Annotated in this window: 15 protein-coding genes and 1 pseudogene; 11 read left to right on the forward strand and 5 right to left on the reverse strand. The window is 69.9% G+C overall.

Features of this window, described 5'->3' with window-relative positions:
- Positions 1-192: 192 nt before the first annotated feature.
- Positions 193-1,200 carry a Gfo/Idh/MocA family oxidoreductase gene (locus ACFWN2_RS26670; RefSeq protein WP_382431793.1) on the reverse strand — a complete coding sequence of 336 codons (1,008 nt, stop codon included), beginning with the start codon at positions 1,198-1,200 and terminating at the stop codon, positions 193-195.
- Positions 1,201-1,396: 196 nt separating this feature from the next.
- Between ACFWN2_RS26670 and ACFWN2_RS26675 the strand changes: the two genes are divergently transcribed.
- Positions 1,397-2,683 carry a bifunctional o-acetylhomoserine/o-acetylserine sulfhydrylase gene (locus ACFWN2_RS26675; RefSeq protein WP_382431795.1) on the forward strand — a complete coding sequence of 429 codons (1,287 nt, stop codon included), beginning with the start codon at positions 1,397-1,399 and terminating at the stop codon, positions 2,681-2,683.
- Complete coding sequence (locus ACFWN2_RS26680; protein ID WP_382431797.1) at positions 2,683-3,696, forward strand: homoserine O-acetyltransferase; 1,014 nt, start codon at positions 2,683-2,685, stop codon at positions 3,694-3,696. The genes ACFWN2_RS26675 and ACFWN2_RS26680 overlap by 1 nt, the downstream gene beginning before the upstream one ends.
- Here the strand turns inward: ACFWN2_RS26680 and ACFWN2_RS26685 are convergent.
- Positions 3,659-4,345 carry a TioE family transcriptional regulator gene (locus ACFWN2_RS26685; protein WP_382431798.1) on the reverse strand — a complete coding sequence of 229 codons (687 nt, stop codon included), beginning with the start codon at positions 4,343-4,345 and terminating at the stop codon, positions 3,659-3,661. The genes ACFWN2_RS26680 and ACFWN2_RS26685 overlap by 38 nt on opposite strands.
- 79 nt (positions 4,346-4,424) lie before the next feature.
- On the opposite strand from ACFWN2_RS26685, the gene ACFWN2_RS26690 reads away from it, so the two are divergent.
- On the forward strand, positions 4,425-5,540 hold the full coding sequence (locus ACFWN2_RS26690; protein ID WP_382431799.1) for an erythromycin esterase family protein: 1,116 nt from the start codon (positions 4,425-4,427) through the stop codon (positions 5,538-5,540).
- Here ACFWN2_RS26690 and ACFWN2_RS26695 read toward each other — a convergent pair.
- Positions 5,512-6,018 carry a hypothetical protein gene (locus ACFWN2_RS26695; RefSeq protein WP_191301702.1) on the reverse strand — a complete coding sequence of 169 codons (507 nt, stop codon included), beginning with the start codon at positions 6,016-6,018 and terminating at the stop codon, positions 5,512-5,514. The two genes, ACFWN2_RS26690 and ACFWN2_RS26695, sit on opposite strands and share 29 nt — an antisense overlap.
- A 120-nt stretch (positions 6,019-6,138) precedes the next feature.
- Between ACFWN2_RS26695 and ACFWN2_RS26700 the strand changes: the two genes are divergently transcribed.
- From ACFWN2_RS26700 to ACFWN2_RS26715, 4 genes are read left to right on the forward strand one after another with little or no spacing between them, the layout of a single operon-like run.
- The gene (locus ACFWN2_RS26700) at positions 6,139-7,257 is read left to right on the forward strand and encodes a sensor histidine kinase (RefSeq protein WP_382431802.1); all 1,119 of its coding nucleotides are present in this window, start codon (positions 6,139-6,141) and stop codon (positions 7,255-7,257) included.
- Positions 7,254-7,907 carry a response regulator gene (locus ACFWN2_RS26705; RefSeq protein ID WP_382431804.1) on the forward strand — a complete coding sequence of 218 codons (654 nt, stop codon included), beginning with the start codon at positions 7,254-7,256 and terminating at the stop codon, positions 7,905-7,907. Before ACFWN2_RS26700 ends, ACFWN2_RS26705 begins: the two co-directional genes overlap by 4 nt.
- Before the next feature lie 52 nt (positions 7,908-7,959).
- On the forward strand, positions 7,960-8,664 hold the full coding sequence (locus tag ACFWN2_RS26710; RefSeq protein WP_382431806.1) for an alpha/beta hydrolase: 705 nt from the start codon (positions 7,960-7,962) through the stop codon (positions 8,662-8,664).
- Complete coding sequence (locus ACFWN2_RS26715; RefSeq protein ID WP_382431808.1) at positions 8,661-9,683, forward strand: acyltransferase; 1,023 nt, start codon at positions 8,661-8,663, stop codon at positions 9,681-9,683. Before ACFWN2_RS26710 ends, ACFWN2_RS26715 begins: the two co-directional genes overlap by 4 nt.
- A 1,360-nt stretch (positions 9,684-11,043) precedes the next feature.
- Here the strand turns inward: ACFWN2_RS26715 and ACFWN2_RS26720 are convergent.
- Positions 11,044-11,505, reverse strand: a pseudogene (locus ACFWN2_RS26720) (hypothetical protein); the annotation flags it as partial.
- A 136-nt stretch (positions 11,506-11,641) separates the two neighbouring features.
- Between ACFWN2_RS26720 and ACFWN2_RS26725 the strand changes: the two are divergent.
- From ACFWN2_RS26725 to ACFWN2_RS26735, 3 genes are read left to right on the forward strand one after another with little or no spacing between them, the layout of a single operon-like run.
- Entirely contained in the window at positions 11,642-12,724 is a 1,083-nt protein-coding gene (locus ACFWN2_RS26725; protein WP_382431810.1) for a DUF418 domain-containing protein, read from the forward strand.
- A gap of 5 nt (positions 12,725-12,729) precedes the next feature.
- Entirely contained in the window at positions 12,730-13,848 is a 1,119-nt protein-coding gene (locus ACFWN2_RS26730) for a sensor histidine kinase (RefSeq protein WP_382432249.1), read from the forward strand.
- The gene (locus ACFWN2_RS26735; RefSeq protein ID WP_382431812.1) at positions 13,845-14,465 is read left to right on the forward strand and encodes a response regulator; all 621 of its coding nucleotides are present in this window, start codon (positions 13,845-13,847) and stop codon (positions 14,463-14,465) included. The genes ACFWN2_RS26730 and ACFWN2_RS26735 overlap by 4 nt, the downstream gene beginning before the upstream one ends.
- Here the strand turns inward: ACFWN2_RS26735 and ACFWN2_RS26740 are convergent.
- Entirely contained in the window at positions 14,462-15,034 is a 573-nt protein-coding gene (locus tag ACFWN2_RS26740; RefSeq protein WP_382431814.1) for a TetR/AcrR family transcriptional regulator, read from the reverse strand. The two genes, ACFWN2_RS26735 and ACFWN2_RS26740, sit on opposite strands and share 4 nt — an antisense overlap.
- Positions 15,035-15,154: 120 nt before the next feature.
- On the opposite strand from ACFWN2_RS26740, the gene ACFWN2_RS26745 reads away from it, so the two are divergent.
- Positions 15,155-15,640, forward strand: a complete 486-nt coding sequence (locus ACFWN2_RS26745; RefSeq protein WP_382431816.1) for a hypothetical protein — start codon at positions 15,155-15,157, stop codon at positions 15,638-15,640.
- Positions 15,641-15,750 lie beyond the last annotated feature (110 nt).

Raw genomic sequence — 15,750 nt, forward strand, 5'->3', positions numbered from 1 at the left:
GGGGTGTCAAGCGGACGAAAAGCGTGTCCGCTTGACACCCCTCCTCAGGTGCAGCAAGTGCTATGGCGCGACTCGTGATGGGACCCCACCGCCGGTTCCTCTTGGTAAGGACGGCTCGCCTGCGGCGTCGCACCGATCACACGGCTCGCCTGCGGCATCGCGCCTGTCCTGCGGCATCGCGGTACCCGTGCGTCAGAGGCGGACTGCGTCTCCCGTCGCCGCCGACTGCTTCGCCGCCTCGATCACCTCCAGGCCCGTCACCGCGTCCTGCGGCGACACCGGCACCTCGCCTGCCGCCACTGCTGCGTAGAAGTCCTGGTAGGCGCCTGGCTCCGTGCGGTGCGGCTGGCCGTTCAGCGTGCCCCAGGCTGGCTCGGGGTCCTCGCCCCAGCCTGGGCCTGCGGGGGTGTCGCCTGCCTTGAGGCGGTCCTCCTGGGGGTCCATGCCGTACTTCACGTACGCGGCGTCGTGGCCCAGGACGCGGAAGCGCGGGCCCTGGTCTGCTGCCAGCGCGCTCATCCAGAGGTGGGAGCGGACGCCGCCCTCGTGCGTCAGGGACAGGAAGACGTCGTCGTCGGCGCGGGCCCCGGGGCGGACCGTGGCGATCTCGGCGTGCACCGACGCGGGGCGGCCGAAGAGGGCCACCGACTGGTCGATGAGGTGGGTGCCCAGGTCGAAGAGGATGCTGCCGAGGTCCGCTGGGTCGCCTGATTCCTTCCAGGACGACTTGATCTCTGGGCGGTAGCGCTCGAAGCGGGACTCGAACTTGTGGACCTTGCCCAGGGTGTTCGAGGTGAGGAGGCGTTGGACGGTCAGGAAGTCGCCGTCCCAGCGGCGGTTGTGGAACGGGACCAGTCTCAGGCCTCGGGAGGAGGCGATGGAGGCCAGGGCTCTTGCCTCCATGGCGGAGCCTGCGAAGGGCTTGTCGACCACCACGTTGAGGCCGTGTTCCAGGACCTGGCGGGCGTGGGTGGCGTGGAAGCGGTTCGGGGTGGTGATGACGACCAGGTCGAAGTCGCCTTGCCAGACTTCGTCCAGAGAGGACAGAAGGCGGGTCGACGGGTAGCGGTCCGCCACCTCTGCCTGGCGCTTCGGGTTCGAGGTGACCACTGCCGAGAGTTGCAGGCCGGGGGTTGCCTCGATGAACGGGGCGTGGAAGGCCGCCCCACCTAGTCCGTAGCCGACCAGAGCTGTGCGCATGCGATCAGCCTATGCGGTCTCACCTGTTGGACGGGGTGTCCATGGGACCGTGTGGCCCCTTACATTCGTCGACTATGACCATGTCGCTGGTTAGCCGACGCCACGTCGATTACGTGCGCGTCACCAGCATGGCCTGTCGTCGCTCTCGTTGATCGCAGTCCCGTCAGGAAATCAGCGAACGTTCTGGAGCACAGCCATGTCCTGGTCCTTTGAAACCGCTCAGATCCACGCGGGCGCCGCGCCCGACCCGGCCACCGGCGCTCGCGCCACGCCGATCTACCAGACCACCTCCTACGTCTTCCGGGACACGCAGCACGGTGCGGACCTCTTCTCGCTGGCCGAGCCCGGGAACATCTACACGCGCATCAACAACCCCACGCAGGACGTGCTGGAGCAGCGGGTCGCCGCTCTCGAAGGGGGCGTGGCTGCCGTTGCCTTCGCTTCCGGGTCGGCCGCTGAGACGGCCGCGATCCTGAACCTCGCGCGGTCCGGTGACCACCTGGTGTCGAGTGCGTCGCTCTACGGCGGCACCTACAACCTGTTCCACTACACGTTGCCGAAGCTCGGCATCGAGGTGTCCTTCGTGGACGACCCCGACGACCTGGACGCCTGGCAGGCGGCGGTGCGGCCCAACACCAAGCTGTTCTTCGCCGAGACGCTGGCCAACCCGCGGTCGCACGTGCTGGACGTCGAGGGTGTCGCCGGCGTCGCGCACGCGAACGACGTGCCGTTGATCGTCGACAACACGGTGCCCACGCCGTACCTGCTGCGGCCGTTGGAGCACGGGGCCGACATCGTCATCCACTCGGCGACGAAGTACCTCGGCGGGCACGGCACTGCCATCGCCGGTGTGGTCGTGGACGGCGGCAAGTTCGAGTACGGCGCCGAGAAGTTCCCCGACTTCCACGAGCCCGACCCCAGCTACAACGGGCTGCAGTACTGGCCTGTGCTCGGGCACGGGGCGTTCGCGGCGAAGCTGCGCGTGCAGGGACTGCGGGACACGGGTGCGGCCATCGCGCCGCTGACGAGCTTCCTGGTGATCCAGGGCATCGAGACGTTGTCGCTGCGCATCGAGCGGCACGTGCAGAACGCGCAGGCGCTCGCCGAGTGGCTCGAAGGCCGTGACGAGGTCGAGAAGGTCCACTACGCGGGCCTGCCGTCGTCGCCGTTCCACGCCAACGCGCAGAAGTACCTGCCCAAGGGCGCCGGCGCGGTCGTGAGCTTCGAGTTGCGCGGTGGTGTCGAGGCCGGACGGGCGTTCGTGGACGGCACGACCCTGTTCAGCCAGCTGGTGAACATCGGTGACGTGCGGTCGCTGATCGTGCACCCCGCTTCGACGACGCACAGCCAGCTCACGCCGGAGGAGCAGCTCGTCACGGGTGTCTCGCCCGGCCTGGTGCGGCTGTCGGTCGGCCTGGAGGGCCTGGAGGACCTCAAGGCGGACCTGGAAGCCGGTTTCACCGCGGCGAAGTCCGAGTTGTAGTGGGCGGCTGGCGGTTCGGCGATCCGAACGGGCGGCGGAAGTGGTTCAGCCACGCCGAGACGTTCGGGGAACTGCCGGGTTTCCAGCTCGCGTACGAGACGTGGGGGACCTTGAACGCCGAGGCCTCCAACGCGGTGCTCGTGCTCCACGCCCTGACCGGCGACAGTCATGTCGCCGGGGGCGTGGAGCCGGGTCACCCCACGCCGGGCTGGTGGGACTCCCTGGTGGGCGAGGGCAAGCCGCTCGACGGGTTCTTCGTGGTGGCGCCGAACGTGCTGGGCGGCTGCCAGGGCAGCACGGGGCCCTGGCAGTACCCCGGTTTCCCGGCGATCACCATCCGCGACCAGGTCGCGGCCGAGGTACACCTCGCGGACTACCTGGGCATCGAGCGGTGGGCGGCGGTGCTCGGCGGGTCCATGGGCGGCATGCGCGCCGTCGAGTGGGCGGTGAGCGAGCCCGGACGCGTGGAGTCGTTGCTGCTGCTGGCGACGACGGCCGCGGCGTCGGCGGAGCAGATCGCGCTGGCGTCGGCGCAGGTGCACGCGATCAAGGCCGATCCCCTGGAGGGACTGGGGATCGCGCGGCGGATCGCGCACATCAGCTACCGCAGCGAGCAGGAGCTGCAGGCGCGCTTCGGGAGGAAGCTCCAGGACGACGGCAGGTTCGAGGTCGAGTCCTATTTGGACCACCACGCGGCGAAGCTGTCGCGGCGGTTCGACGCGGACAGCTACGTCACGCTGACCGAGGCGATGAACTCGCACGACGTCGGGTACCGGCGGGGCGGGATCAAGGCCGCCCTGCGGAAGGTCTCGGCGCGCACGATCGTGGCCGGCGTCGACTCGGACCGGCTGTACCCGTTGGCGCAGCAGGAAGAGCTGGCGGCGGGCATCCCGGGAGCGGACGGGTTGCGGGTGATCGGGTCGCCGTACGGGCACGACGCGTTCCTGATCGAGAGCGAACAGGTCGGCGCGCTCGTCACGGAGCTGGTGCCCGTGCGTTCAGGTACTCGCTGAGCCGTGCGGACGCGGCCAGCATCGCCAGACCCCGTGCGGTGAGGCGGCGTCGCCAGTCGGCGAGGGCGGCACCGAGCGTGTCGGTGCCGCCCGCCGTGCGGATCTGTTCGACCACCAAAGCGATGCGCGCCAACGGATAGCCGCCGCGCCGCAGCAGGTGCGCGAGCTCGGCGTCGCGGACGTCCTCCGCCCGGAACACGCGGTAGCCGGTCGTCTCCCTTGCCGGAACGAGGATTCCGGCGTCCTCCCACGCGCGCAGCGTCGCCGGGGTCACGCCGAGACGCCGGGCCAGCTCACCGATCGTGCGCGGCTCCAGAACCGGTTCGACGTCGGTCAGGTCCTGCACCGCGTGGCTGACCGAGTCGAGCGTCGAGCGGTCGCGCATCAGTTGCTCGTGCCCGCGGTCGATCCACTCCAGCACGTCGTCCAGTGCGTCGGCGTGCACCGAGTTCATGATCTGGCCGGCGCGGGCGTGCCCGAAGGCGGGGATCAGCGCGACGAACGTGCGCAGCGCGGCGGCGTGGACCTCGGTGTAGACGCGATAGCCGGACGGCGTGCGCTCCGCTGGCGGGAGGAACCCGGACTCCTCGTAGTTGCGCACCGCCTGGGTCGAGAGGCCGTGCTCGCGGGCGAGGTCAGCTGGTCGCACGGTTGAGACTTTAGCGGGCAGTACCAGTGAGAATCGTGCCGAAGTTTCAATAGTCCTTTCAATGTTACGGTTGAACCACATGAGCCAGGACATCCGCGAGTTCATCACCCCGTTCACTGAACTGCTCGGCTTCGGGGAACCGACCCACCGCGAACACGCCCACACCTGGATCCGCAACGAGCTGTTCGAGCAGCTGGCGGGCCTGGGCTTCCGCTCGATCGCCCTGGAGAGCTGCCGGATCAGGGGCCTCCTCGTCAACGACTACGTGCAGGGCGCGCCCGGCGACCTCGACGTGGTCATGAAGGAGGGCTTCTCCCACACGTTCGGCGAGAACTGGCCCGCCAACCGCGAGCTCGTGCAGTGGATGCGCGAGTACAACGCGGACAGGGCGCCGGACGCCCGCCTGTCGTTCCACGGCTTCGACTTCCAGACCGAGACGACCAGCGCTCCCAGCCCGCGCGCCTACCTCGAACACGCCCGCGACTTCCTGGGTGAGGACGTCGACCTCACGATCGACGACGAGAAGTGGAGCCGCGACGAGGCCGTCCTCCACTCCGAGCAGTCACCGGGGCAGTCGGAAGAAGCCGTGAGGCTGCGCGAGATCGGCACGGGGATGCTCCGGCGGCTGCACGGGCGGAAGACCACCGACGAGGCGTGGTCCCGTGCGGAGACGCACCTCCAAGCCGGGCTCAGCCTGCTCCAGTACCACCGGGAGTGCGCCGAGCCGAACCCGTTGGGCGTGCGCCTCAACCGCCTGTGCCAGATGCGCGACGGCGTGATGGCGCGCAACCTGCTGGAGATCAGGCGCGCGGAAGCGTCGAAGGGCCCGACGTTCGTGTTCGCGCACAACGCCCACCTGCAGCGCACCAACTCCTCGATGGAGATGGCCGGCGAACGGATCGAGTGGTTCTCCGCGGGCGCGCTCGTGGCGCCGATCCTCGGTGACCAGTACACCGTCATCGGCGGCACGCTCGGCCGCAACGACTCGTTCGGACTGGGCGAACCGGACAAAGCCACCCCGGAAGGCCAGCTGCAGAGCCGGTTCACGACCTGGGGCGTCACGAAGGACAAGCCGAGCGGACCGTCCCGGCAAGACACCAGGCTGGAGATGGGCTACTTCCCGCTCGACGAGCACCTCATGGCCGGTGTGGACGCTCTGCTGCACGTCAAGGCTGGTCGTCCAGTGACGCGGTGATCCACGACGCGACGGGCAGGTCGCGCGTCTCGCACTCTATGGCCAGCTTCAACGTCCACCGCAGGGCTTGTAAGACCACGGTCGCGAGCTCCTGCGGCTGGCCGTTGGCCAGTGCGATCTCGATCTGCTCCGACGCCGCGTCCTGGTCACCGTGCACCTCGGCCAGCAACGCGCGGATCGCCGTGCGGACAGGCGGGTCCGCGTCGTCGATCTGGACCTCGTTGCCCTCCTCGTCGAAGACCTGCATCTTCACGGGCGTGGCGCCGCCGGAACCGAGTGCGCTGACCATGCTGCTGCACTCTGCGAACAGCAGCAGCACGAGCTCACGGATCTCCTCGTTGCCCTCGGGCGACCCGCTCAGGTACCCGGTCACGAGGTCCACCGCCACAGCGTCTTCCCCGGCCCTGGCGGCAGCCAGCGCCTCACCGGCCACGGCGGTGAGCCGCGACCAGCGATCTGGATCCTGTGGTGGTTTCACAGGTACTGCCTACCGCGCGATGTCACGCGTTCGCAATGCCCCATCTTGATCAGAGTCATACCTCGGTATGTCACTCCGCAGGTCAATGTGCGGATTCGCGGATCGACCTAGCATCGGCTGGTGTTCCGCGCGTTGTACCGAACCGTTCTCGGTCCCGATCGCACCCGAGTGCTCGCCGGGCCGCTCGGCCGGCTGCGCGTTCCCGTGCACGCCGCGCTGATCATCTACGCCCTGGTGTGGGGGATCGTCGCGAGCGCCGGCTACGTGCGCCAGGCGGACTCGGACGGCTGGTGGGTCGTCATCTTCCTCGTGACGGTCGGGCCGTACGTCCTGCTGGTCCGGTCGCCGCTCTACGCCTGGCGGCTGGCCGTGCCGGGCTTCTACTTCGTGAGCATCCTCATAGCGGGCGAGGGCGCCGCGGCCATGCAGTACTGGACCGCCGCACCGCTGTTCGTCGTGGTCGTCGCGTTCTACTCGCGTGCGATCGTCATCACGGCGACGTTGATCACCATGGCGCTGATCATCGCCTCCGAACCGCAGGCCGCGGACATGGCACTCTTCGTGCCCATCGTCAGCGCGGTGGTCTACCTGCTCGGCGCCCGCGGCAGGGCGGAACGCGAGCTGGAGCAGGAGCGCGACGCCAAGGCCGCCCTGGAGGAACGGGCTCGCATCGCGCGCGAGATGCACGACGTCGTGGCGCACCACATGTCGTTGGTGGTCGTGAGGTGCGAGACCGCGCCCTACCGCCTCAAAGGCCTCAACGAGGAGGCCGAGAAGGAGTTCGCTGAGGTCGGTGAGGCGGCGCGGGAGGCGATCACCGACATGCAACGCCTGCTGGGCGTGCTGCGGACCAACGGCGAGGTCGCGCAACGCGAACCGCAGCCCGGCATCAGCCGCATCACCGAGCTGGCGAGGCCGGGTGACGAGGCTGAGATCGACGTGGACGACGTCCCGGAGGCGGTCGGCCTCACGGCGTACCGGATCGTGCAGGAGGCGCTCACGAACGCCACCAGGCACGCGCCCGGCTCGAAGGCGTCCGTCCACGTGCGCCGCGACGGCGACCGGCTGGACGTGCTGGTGCGCAACACGGCCGGAGGGCCGTCCCGCGGCGGGGGCAGCGGGCAGGGACTTGTGGGAATGCGGGAACGCGTCGCGGTGCACGGTGGCACTCTGACCGTGAAGTCGACCGAGGACGGCGGGTTCATGGTCAGGGCGAGGATTCCGTTGGGGGACAAGTGATCAGGGTGGTCGTGGTCGACGACCAGGAGATGGTGCGCGAGGGCTTCTCCGCGCTGCTGAACGCCCAGGAGGACATCGAGGTCGTCGGCGCCGCGGGCAACGGGGTGCAGGGCGTCGCGCTGGCGCGTACGGTCGAACCCGACGTCGTGCTGATGGACATCCGCATGCCGGAGATGGACGGGCTCACCGCCACCCGGCTGCTGCTCGACGGCACCGGCGGCCTGAAGGTGCTGGTGCTGACGACGTTCGACCTCGACGACTACGTCTACGAGGCGTTGCAGGCGGGGGCGAGCGGGTTCCTGCTCAAGCACGCGCCCGCCCGTGAGCTGCTCAACGCCGTGCGCGTGGTGGCGGCCGGCGAGGCGTTGCTGGCGCCGTCGATCACCAAGCGGCTGATCGAGGACTTCGTGCGGTCACGCCGCTCCGAACGGGTCAAGCCCGCGCAGCTGAGCGTCCTCACCGAACGCGAGACCGAGATCCTCGTGCTGATCGCGCAGGGCCTGTCGAACGCCGAGATCGCCGCACATCTGGTGCTGGCCGAGCAGACCGTCAAGACGCACGTGAGCCGCGTGCTGATGAAGCTCGGGCTCCGCGACCGCGCGCAGGCCGTGATCGCCGCCTACGAGAGCGGGCTCGTGATACCGGGGTAATGGCGCTCTGGTGTGACGATCCGGGGGCCGTGGTCTTCCTAGCTTCTGGGACATGCGCCGAGCCGTCCTGTTCCTCCTGCTGATCGCCCTGCCGTCGGTCGCGCCGTCGATCGCGCAGTGGCGTTCCGACGTCGCCCGCCGGGTCGCGGTCGTCGGTGACCTCTCGACCGCCCGCGACGTGGTGGTCGTCGTGCCGGGGTCCGACGTGGACGTCGACCGGTTCGACCGCACGATCGGGCGGATGGCGTCCAACCTGCACGAGCAGGCCCACCGGTCCGATCTCGCGGTGGTCGCGTGGCTCGGGTACCGGACGCCGCAGGGGCTCGGGGTGGACGCGATGACCGGGTCACTGGCCCGGCAGGGCGCTCTCGCGCTGGTCGACTTCGTGCGGGCGCTGCGGACACCGGGGCACGTCCACGTCATCGGCCACAGCTACGGGTCGGTCGTGGTCGGGCTCGCGGCGCACGACCTGGACGTGGACGACATCGTGTTCACCGGAAGCCCTGGTGTGCGGGCGGGTTCGGTCGCCGAGCTGGACACCCGCGCGAAGGTCTGGGCGCTGCGGTCGGGCGGGGACTGGATGCGGTTCGTGCCGCACGCCCGGTTGTTCGACCTCGGGCACGGCACCGATCCGGCGTCGGACGGCTTCGGGGCCACGGTGCTCCGGTTCGAGGGCGGGAAGCACGACACGTACTACGAACCGGGCACCGAGACGCTGAAGGCGCTGGTGCGGATCGTGTCGGAGGACCAGCTGTGAGGAACCCGTTCATCGACGCCGTGCGAGCCCTCGCCGTCATCACCGTCGTCCTCGGCCACTGGCTGGTCACCGCTCTCGTCGACACCCCGACCGGCATGTACGTCGACAGCCCGCTCAAGCACCTGACGTCGCTCACCCCGGTCTCGTGGGTGTTGCAGACGCTCGGCCTGTTCTTCTTCGTCGGAGGGTACGCGGCCGCGCACTCGAAGACGTCGTTCCTCGCGCGGCTCAAGCAACTCGCCGCGCCCACGTTCCTGATGCTCGGCTGCTGGGCGGCCGTCCTCTTCGGACTGGTGCTGCGCGGCGTCGACCAGGGCACCGCCTGGAACATCGGGTTCCTGGTCACGACGCCGCTGTGGTTCCTGGGCGTCTACCTGGTGCTGCTGGCGATGAAACCGTTGGTGCGCAAGCTGGACGAGCACTCGTGGGGTGTGCTCGTGCCGGTCGTGCTGGTGCTGGTGGTGCCGTACGCGGTGTGGTGGGCGGCCTGGCAGCTCGGGCACTCGCTGGCGCGCAGGCGGATCTCCGGCCCTCCGCTGCTGGTCGCGGGCGTGCTCGGGTACGCGCTGCTGACGACGTTCGGCGGGTATCCGGTGTCGGCCGTGGGCATACCGGGCGAGGCCGTGTCGAACCTCAACCCGCCGAACTACGCGACGCTCGCGCTGGCGTTCGCGCAGATCGGCCTGGTGCTCACGATCGCACCGCTGCTGACGAGGCTCGGCACGGCGAAACCCGTGGTGTGGCTGAACAAGCGCGCGTTGGGGATCTTCCTGGCCCACCAGAGCGCGCTGGTCACGGTGACGCTGGCGCTCAGCGCGTGGGGGCCGTTGCCGGGGCTCCAGCAGCCACCAGATCATCCGGACTGGGTGTGGCAGCGCCTGCTGTGGCTGCCGGTGTGCGCGGCCGTGACCTGGGGATGGCTCCGAGCACTGCGAGGCCGATCGCCACGGCGTGCAGCACCACCACCGGAGGAGCCGGGTCCAGCGCCAGCATCGGCGGAACGCACGCCAGCGCCGTGAGCAGCCACGGCAACCGCGTGTCGCAACTGCCGTGGCGGGCGGTGTGGATCAGGTACCAGCCGAGCAGCAGGTGGATGAGGTTCTGCAACGGGTCGACCGGCAGCAGCACCAGCACCCCGTCGCCGAGGAACCCGCTGACCACGAACCCGAGCACGCCGAGCGTCCCGAACGACACGCCCATCGCCGTCGCGAGCCGCGTGCGGTGCGACTCGTGCGCGAGCTTCGTGGACTTGACCAGGCGCCGCTCGAACCGGTGGAACAGCAGGATCAGCGGCACCAGCCCGAGCACGAACCAGATCGGCGCCTGCGTCAGCCCGAGCAGCCCGACCAGCGCGCCGACCCCGGCGAGGTACGCGAGGTACACCGTCATCGGCGAGCGGCGGGTGAAGTCCACGACGTGCCAGAACCGGCCGTCGAGCCACGCCGTGAGCCGTCCACGTGCCAGCAGCGCCAGGCAGATCTGCGCCACGCCGAGCACCATCATCGACCGCGGGTAGCTGCTGAAGAACACCAGCGCGGGCAGGGTGACGGCGCCCAGCGCGGCCAGCAGCCTGCGGGAGAGGGTGGCCAGCGTGCCGTCCGCGTAGAAGAACCCGATCTGCTGCATCAGCAACGCGCCGACGATCAGGTTGACGTACCCGCCGGTCTTCCAGTCCGCCGACGTGCGCGCGACCTCGACGCCCAGCGTCACCAGCACCAGCACGAACGGCGCGGTGCGGCGGAAGTGCTCGTGCAGCCACGCGGCCGCCGGCGTCGCCGCAACCGCCAGCAGGTAGACCCCGAGGAACCACAACGGATGCGTGATCAGCCGGCTGTAGGCGTCCACCTTCACGTCCAGCAGGTTGAGCGCCGCGAACAGCACCACCCACAGCAGCACGAACGCGAGCACCGGCCGCAGCAGCCACGACGTCCGGCTCGACACCCAGCAGCCGAAGCCGCCCTGATGTGCCTGCCAGCTGCGCAGGTTCGCGTGCCCGCCCGCGAAGAAGAACAACGGCACCGCCTGCAACGCCCACAGCCACGACGTGCCGAACCCTCTGAGGTGCGCGAGCATCGCCACGGTCTCGCCGAGCACGAGCAGCGAGAGGCTGAAGAGCCGCAGGAACGTCGCGTACCTGTCCTGTTCGGCGTGGGCCAGCACCAGCGGCAGCGAGTTGGCCGACGGGTCCTCGCGGCGACGGCCGTGCAGCCGCGCCAGCAGGAGGAACACCACGACGGCGCTGCCGAACGCCCACGCCACCACGGGTTCGTGACCCGGCGCGCTCCACCGCTGCCGCCACGAGTTGAACTTCAGCCCCAGCGCGTAGGTCTCGGCCACCGCGTGACAGCTCTGCCCGGCGCCGCGCGGGTTCAGCCGGCACTGCGCGTGCAGGTCGGTCGTGAGCCGGTCGTCCAGCGCCTTGCGGGCCTGCGGTCCGAGCGGATCGCCCTTGCTGTCGGCGTAGCGCAACAGGTCGTAGCCGAGGTCGTGCGCCCGGCACGCGACGCTGAAGTCCCACTCCGTGTCGCCCGCCGGTCCCGAGCAGCCACCGCTCGCGTCGACCACCCGCAGTGTGCCGTCCGGTGCCGTCACGGTCTTGGGATCGCGGCCCATCTCGCGCGCGAAGTCCGACGGCAGGTTGAGGTACGGGTCGTGCGTCGGCGACGGAGACACGAACGCGTCGACGGCGTTGGCCGCGGCGATCACGTCGGCGCTCGGCGGCACCCCGTTGTCACCCGTGGCCGGTCTGGAGGCGATCACGCCGCACACGAACACCGCGAGCGTGATGACCGTGAACCGGAACCAGGCCGGGAGGCGGAGGAGGAGTTTGCGAGCGCCCATTGTCGGGCAAGGTTACGGAAGGGTCTCGGCTGATCGCCAGTTCGCCAGGTCAGGCGCACGCCATCCGTCGATCGGTGGATGCGGGCCGGAGACACGGCCGATGCCGCCCTGGGCGCCGCGCGGCGAGGCTCGAAACATGAAACGCCTGCTCACACCTGATCTGGCTCGCGGCGGCATGCTCGCGTTGATCGCGCTGGCGAACTCCGCCGTCTTCCTCTACGGCCGCCCGTACGGCGTGCGGCAGCACATCGTCGAGACGGACCTGCTCGACCGGCTGGTCAGCGCCTTCGTGGTGACGTTCGTCGACGCCCGCGCGTACCCGATGTTCGCCTTCCTGTTCGCGTACGGCGTCGCTCGGATGGCGCCGGAACGGGCCAGGTCGCGCAACGTCTGGCTGATCGTGTTCGGGTTCTTCCACGCCCTGTTGCTGTTCCCCGGCGACGTGCTCGGGCTCTACGGCCTGCTCGGGTTCGCGGTGATCGTGATGAGCCGGCTGAAGGACAGGACGTTGCTGGTGGTCGCGGGCTTCTGGCTCGTGCTGACGGCGGTGGTCCAGGGACAGGCCTACGCGACGCCACCCAACGGCCAGAGGTCGTTCTTCTGGTCGTTCGAGACCGCCGACCCGCTGAAGGCGATCGCGATGCAACCGCTGGAGTGGCTGCTGGTCCCGTTCGGGCTCTTCGGGGTCGGCGCCGCGGCTCTGGTGGGCGTCTGGGCCGCCCGTCGTGACGTCCTGGCCGAACCGGAACGGCACCAGCGGCTGCTGCGGCACGTCGCGACCTGGGGTCTCGGCGCGGCCGTGCTCGGCGGGCTGCCCAGCGGACTCGCGGTCGCGGGCTTCTGGCACACCTCCGCGTTGTGGCAGCTGGGCGCTCTGCACGCGGTCACCGGCGTCGCGGGTGGACTCGGGTACGCCGCGCTGATCGGGTTGATCTCCGTGCGGATCAAGCGGACCAACGTCGTCGTGCGGGCCGTCACGGCCTGCGGGGAGCGGTCGTTGAGCTGCTACCTGTTCCAGTCCGTCGTCTTCGTGGTGCTGCTCAAGCCCTACACGTTCGGACTGGGCGGGACGCTCGGGTCGGCGGAGGTCGCGCTGCTGGCGCTGGCGACGTGGCTCGTCTCGGTGGTGCTGGCCGACCTGCTCGGGCGCAGGGGCGTGCCGGGACCGGCGGAAACCCTGCTCCGCAAGGCGCGGAAGCTGCGAAGCTCACCGGCGTGACGTCCATGGTGGAGCAGGAACGCCGGTGGAACCTGGTGTGGGCGCTCGCGCCGTACGGCCTGCTGGCCGTGGCGACGGCCGTCCACCTGGTGGGCGGGCCCGCCCTGGTGCCGCTGCTGGTGGTCGCCGCACTGGTGGTGTGGCACTGGTGGTTCGTCGTGGCACACCCGTCGTGGTGGGAGCGTCGGACCGGCGTGATGCTGCTGTACTTCGCTGGCCTGCTCGCCGGGACGTTCGTCCTGCTGCTGCACGACACGGCGTTCGCGATCTTCGTGCCCGCCTGTTACGGCCTCTCGTTCCTGGCGCTGCCCGGCTGGCTCGCCTACGCGGGCGTGCTGGTGGTGAGCTGGCTGTGGCTGGTGCCGCAGGGCACCGACGTCGGTTCGACGCTGCTGATCAACCTCGGCGTCACCACCCCGATGGCGATCCTGGTCGGCTGGATCATCCGCGTGATGGAACGCGAGGTGATCCGCCGCCGCGAGATCAGCGAGCGGCTGACCCTGCTGTCCGCCGAGAACGCGCGCCTGCACGTGCTGGAGGAACGGGCACGGGTCGCGCGCGAGATGCACGACACCGTCGCGCAGGGGCTGACCGGCATCGTGACGCAGCTGGAGGTGGCGGAGGAGCTGACGGCTGCTGACGATCCGGTGCGCGGCCGCATCGCCACCGCCCGTCGCCTGGCGCGCGACAGCCTCGTCGAGGTGCGCCGGTCGATCGAGGCGCTGCGACCGGGTCCGTTGCGCGACGCCCGGCTCGGCGAGGCGGTGGAACGGGCCGTGGTGGCGTGGCGCGAGGAACACGGCGTGCCCGCGTCGTGCACGGTGACCGGTGACGCGCGTGTCCTGGCCGCGGAGACCGAGGTCGCCGTGCTGCGCGCCGCACAGGAAGCCCTGGCGAACGCGGGCAGGCACGCTCGGGCCGGCCGGGTGGACGTCACACTGTCGTACATGGAGGACGTGGTCGTGCTGGACGTCGTGGACGACGGCGCCGGCTTCGACCCGTCGGTGCGCGGCTTCGGCCTGACCGCGATGGAGGAACGGGTGGCACTGCTGGGCGGCACGGTGACCGTGGAGTCCTCGGCCGGCGCCGGAACCGCCGTCAACGTCACGCTGGACGCCCGATGATCCGCATCGTGGTCGTGGACGACCATCCGGTGGTGCGCGACGGTCTGCGCGGCATGCTCGGCACGCAGGACGACTTCGACGTGGTCGGGGAGGCGGCGAGTGGCACCGAGGCGCTGACCGTGATCGCGGCCGTACGTCCCGACGTCGCCGTCACCGACCTGCGGCTGCCCGCCCCGTCCGGGGCCGACCTCGTCCGGTCGATCCGCTCGCGTGCGCCCGAGACGCGGGTGCTGGTGCTGACGACCCACGACACCGATGCCGACGTGCTGCCGACGATCGAGGCCGGCGCCATCGGCTATCTGCTCAAGGACGCACCGCGCGAAGAGCTGTTCCGGGCGGTGCGGGCGGCGGCACGCGACGAGACCGTGCTGTCGCCCTCGGTCGCCGCCCGGTTGGTGCAACGGGTGCGCACGCCCGTGGCCGTGTCCGCGTTGAGCAGCCGGGAGCGGGAGGTGCTGGCGCTGGTCGCGCGCGGGAAGACGAACCGCGAGGTGGGGGCGGTGCTGCACATCAGCGAGGCGACGGTGAAGACGCACCTGCAGCACGTGTACGCCAAGCTGGAGGTGCCGGACAGGGCTTCCGCGGTGTCGGCGGCCCACCAGCGGGGGTTGATCTAGGACGCCACCACGGCGGGCGTCAGCGAGGCGAGCGCCATCCGCGACAGCAGGGCCGCCATCTGGTCCCGGTCGAGGTGGGCGCTGTGCGGCGTCGAGTTGATCAGACCGAACACGGCGTGCGCGGCGGCACGGGCGGTCGGCTCGTCGAATCCGGGCACGGTGCGGCGGATCGTTTCCACCCACACCTCGACGTAGCGGCGTTGTAACGCGCGCACGCGCCGGCGGTCCGGGTCGGTGAGGTTCGCGAGGTTGCGCATCTGCACGGTGATGAGCGCCGGGTCGTCCAGCGCGAAGTCGACGTGCCAGCCGATCAGTTCACGCAGCGCCTCGTCGGCGTCGGAGGCGGCTTCGACGCGGGACTGGCCGCCGTCGAGCAGTCGTTCGGAGATCGACGTCAGCATCTCGCCGAGCATCGCGTCCTTGCTGCGGAAGTGCCGGTAGAGCGCGGGGCCGGAGATGCCCACGGCCGCGCCGATGTCGTCGATGCCCACGCCGTGGAAGCCGTGGCGCGCGAAGAGCTCTGCCGCGGCGTTGAGGATCTGGTCCCGACGTGAGGGTTTCTCGACCACGGAAGGAGGTTAGCAGGCGTTTACCTGACGTCGGGTCCCGCGATTCGGGGCCGGCGCAACCCGGCGGGCGGACGGGCGTCCTCAAAGTGGTTGAACCAATACGAACTCTGGGGGAGTTCCATGATCAAGGCATTGTTGTGCGCCGCTGTCGCCGGAGTGGTCGCCTTCTCGGGCACGTCCGTCGCGAACGCCGCCGAGGGGGAGACGGCGCCGATCGACATCCGGATGTCGCTGGACACGTCGGCCACCACCTACGAGCGCGTCACCGAGACCGGGGTGCGGTGGGTTTCGCGGGGTCCCTTCGACTTCTCCGTGCAGCTGCGGGACGTCGGGGACGAGAACGAGCAGGGTGCGACCGTGTTCCTCTCCGTGCCGGAACTGCTCGACGTGCAGTCGTGGGGTGATGGCTGGTCGTGCGAGGACACCGATGGAGGAATCGACTGCTACCACCCCGACCTCGTCGTTCCGGGTGAAGCATGGCCCGTGCTGTACCTCCGTGCGTTTCCGGTGAACTACGGCAACGACACGATCGACGTCTACGCCACGACGGGCGACTACGAGCCGACGCACGAAGGTGTCGAGTACTACCTCGACACCAGCCGCTGATCGCACCGGCGAAACACGAGGCAGGGGTCCCTCCAGGGGTCCCTGCCTTTTTCATGCCCGAAACCAGTCGGCTCGAACAATCCGCCGATGGGGGGAATTCACGCAGGTAG

The sequence above is a fragment of the Lentzea sp. NPDC058436 genome, assembly GCF_042721515.1.
Taxonomy (GTDB): Bacteria; Actinomycetota; Actinomycetes; order Mycobacteriales; family Pseudonocardiaceae; genus Lentzea.

What these genes read in the sequence shown, in the direction of transcription:
- ACFWN2_RS26670 (WP_382431793.1), bottom strand. Translation starts at nt 1,200, where the DNA reads ATGCGCACAGCTCTGGTCGGCTACGGACTAGGTGGGGCGGCCTTCCAC.
- ACFWN2_RS26675 (WP_382431795.1), top strand. Translation starts at nt 1,397, where the DNA reads ATGTCCTGGTCCTTTGAAACCGCTCAGATCCACGCGGGCGCCGCGCCC.
- ACFWN2_RS26690 (WP_382431799.1), top strand. Translation starts at nt 4,425, where the DNA reads ATGAGCCAGGACATCCGCGAGTTCATCACCCCGTTCACTGAACTGCTC.
- ACFWN2_RS26710 (WP_382431806.1), top strand. Translation starts at nt 7,960, where the DNA reads ATGCGCCGAGCCGTCCTGTTCCTCCTGCTGATCGCCCTGCCGTCGGTC.
- ACFWN2_RS26725 (WP_382431810.1), top strand. Translation starts at nt 11,642, where the DNA reads ATGAAACGCCTGCTCACACCTGATCTGGCTCGCGGCGGCATGCTCGCG.
- ACFWN2_RS26730 (WP_382432249.1), top strand. Translation starts at nt 12,730, where the DNA reads ATGGTGGAGCAGGAACGCCGGTGGAACCTGGTGTGGGCGCTCGCGCCG.
- ACFWN2_RS26735 (WP_382431812.1), top strand. Translation starts at nt 13,845, where the DNA reads ATGATCCGCATCGTGGTCGTGGACGACCATCCGGTGGTGCGCGACGGT.
- ACFWN2_RS26745 (WP_382431816.1), top strand. Translation starts at nt 15,155, where the DNA reads ATGATCAAGGCATTGTTGTGCGCCGCTGTCGCCGGAGTGGTCGCCTTC.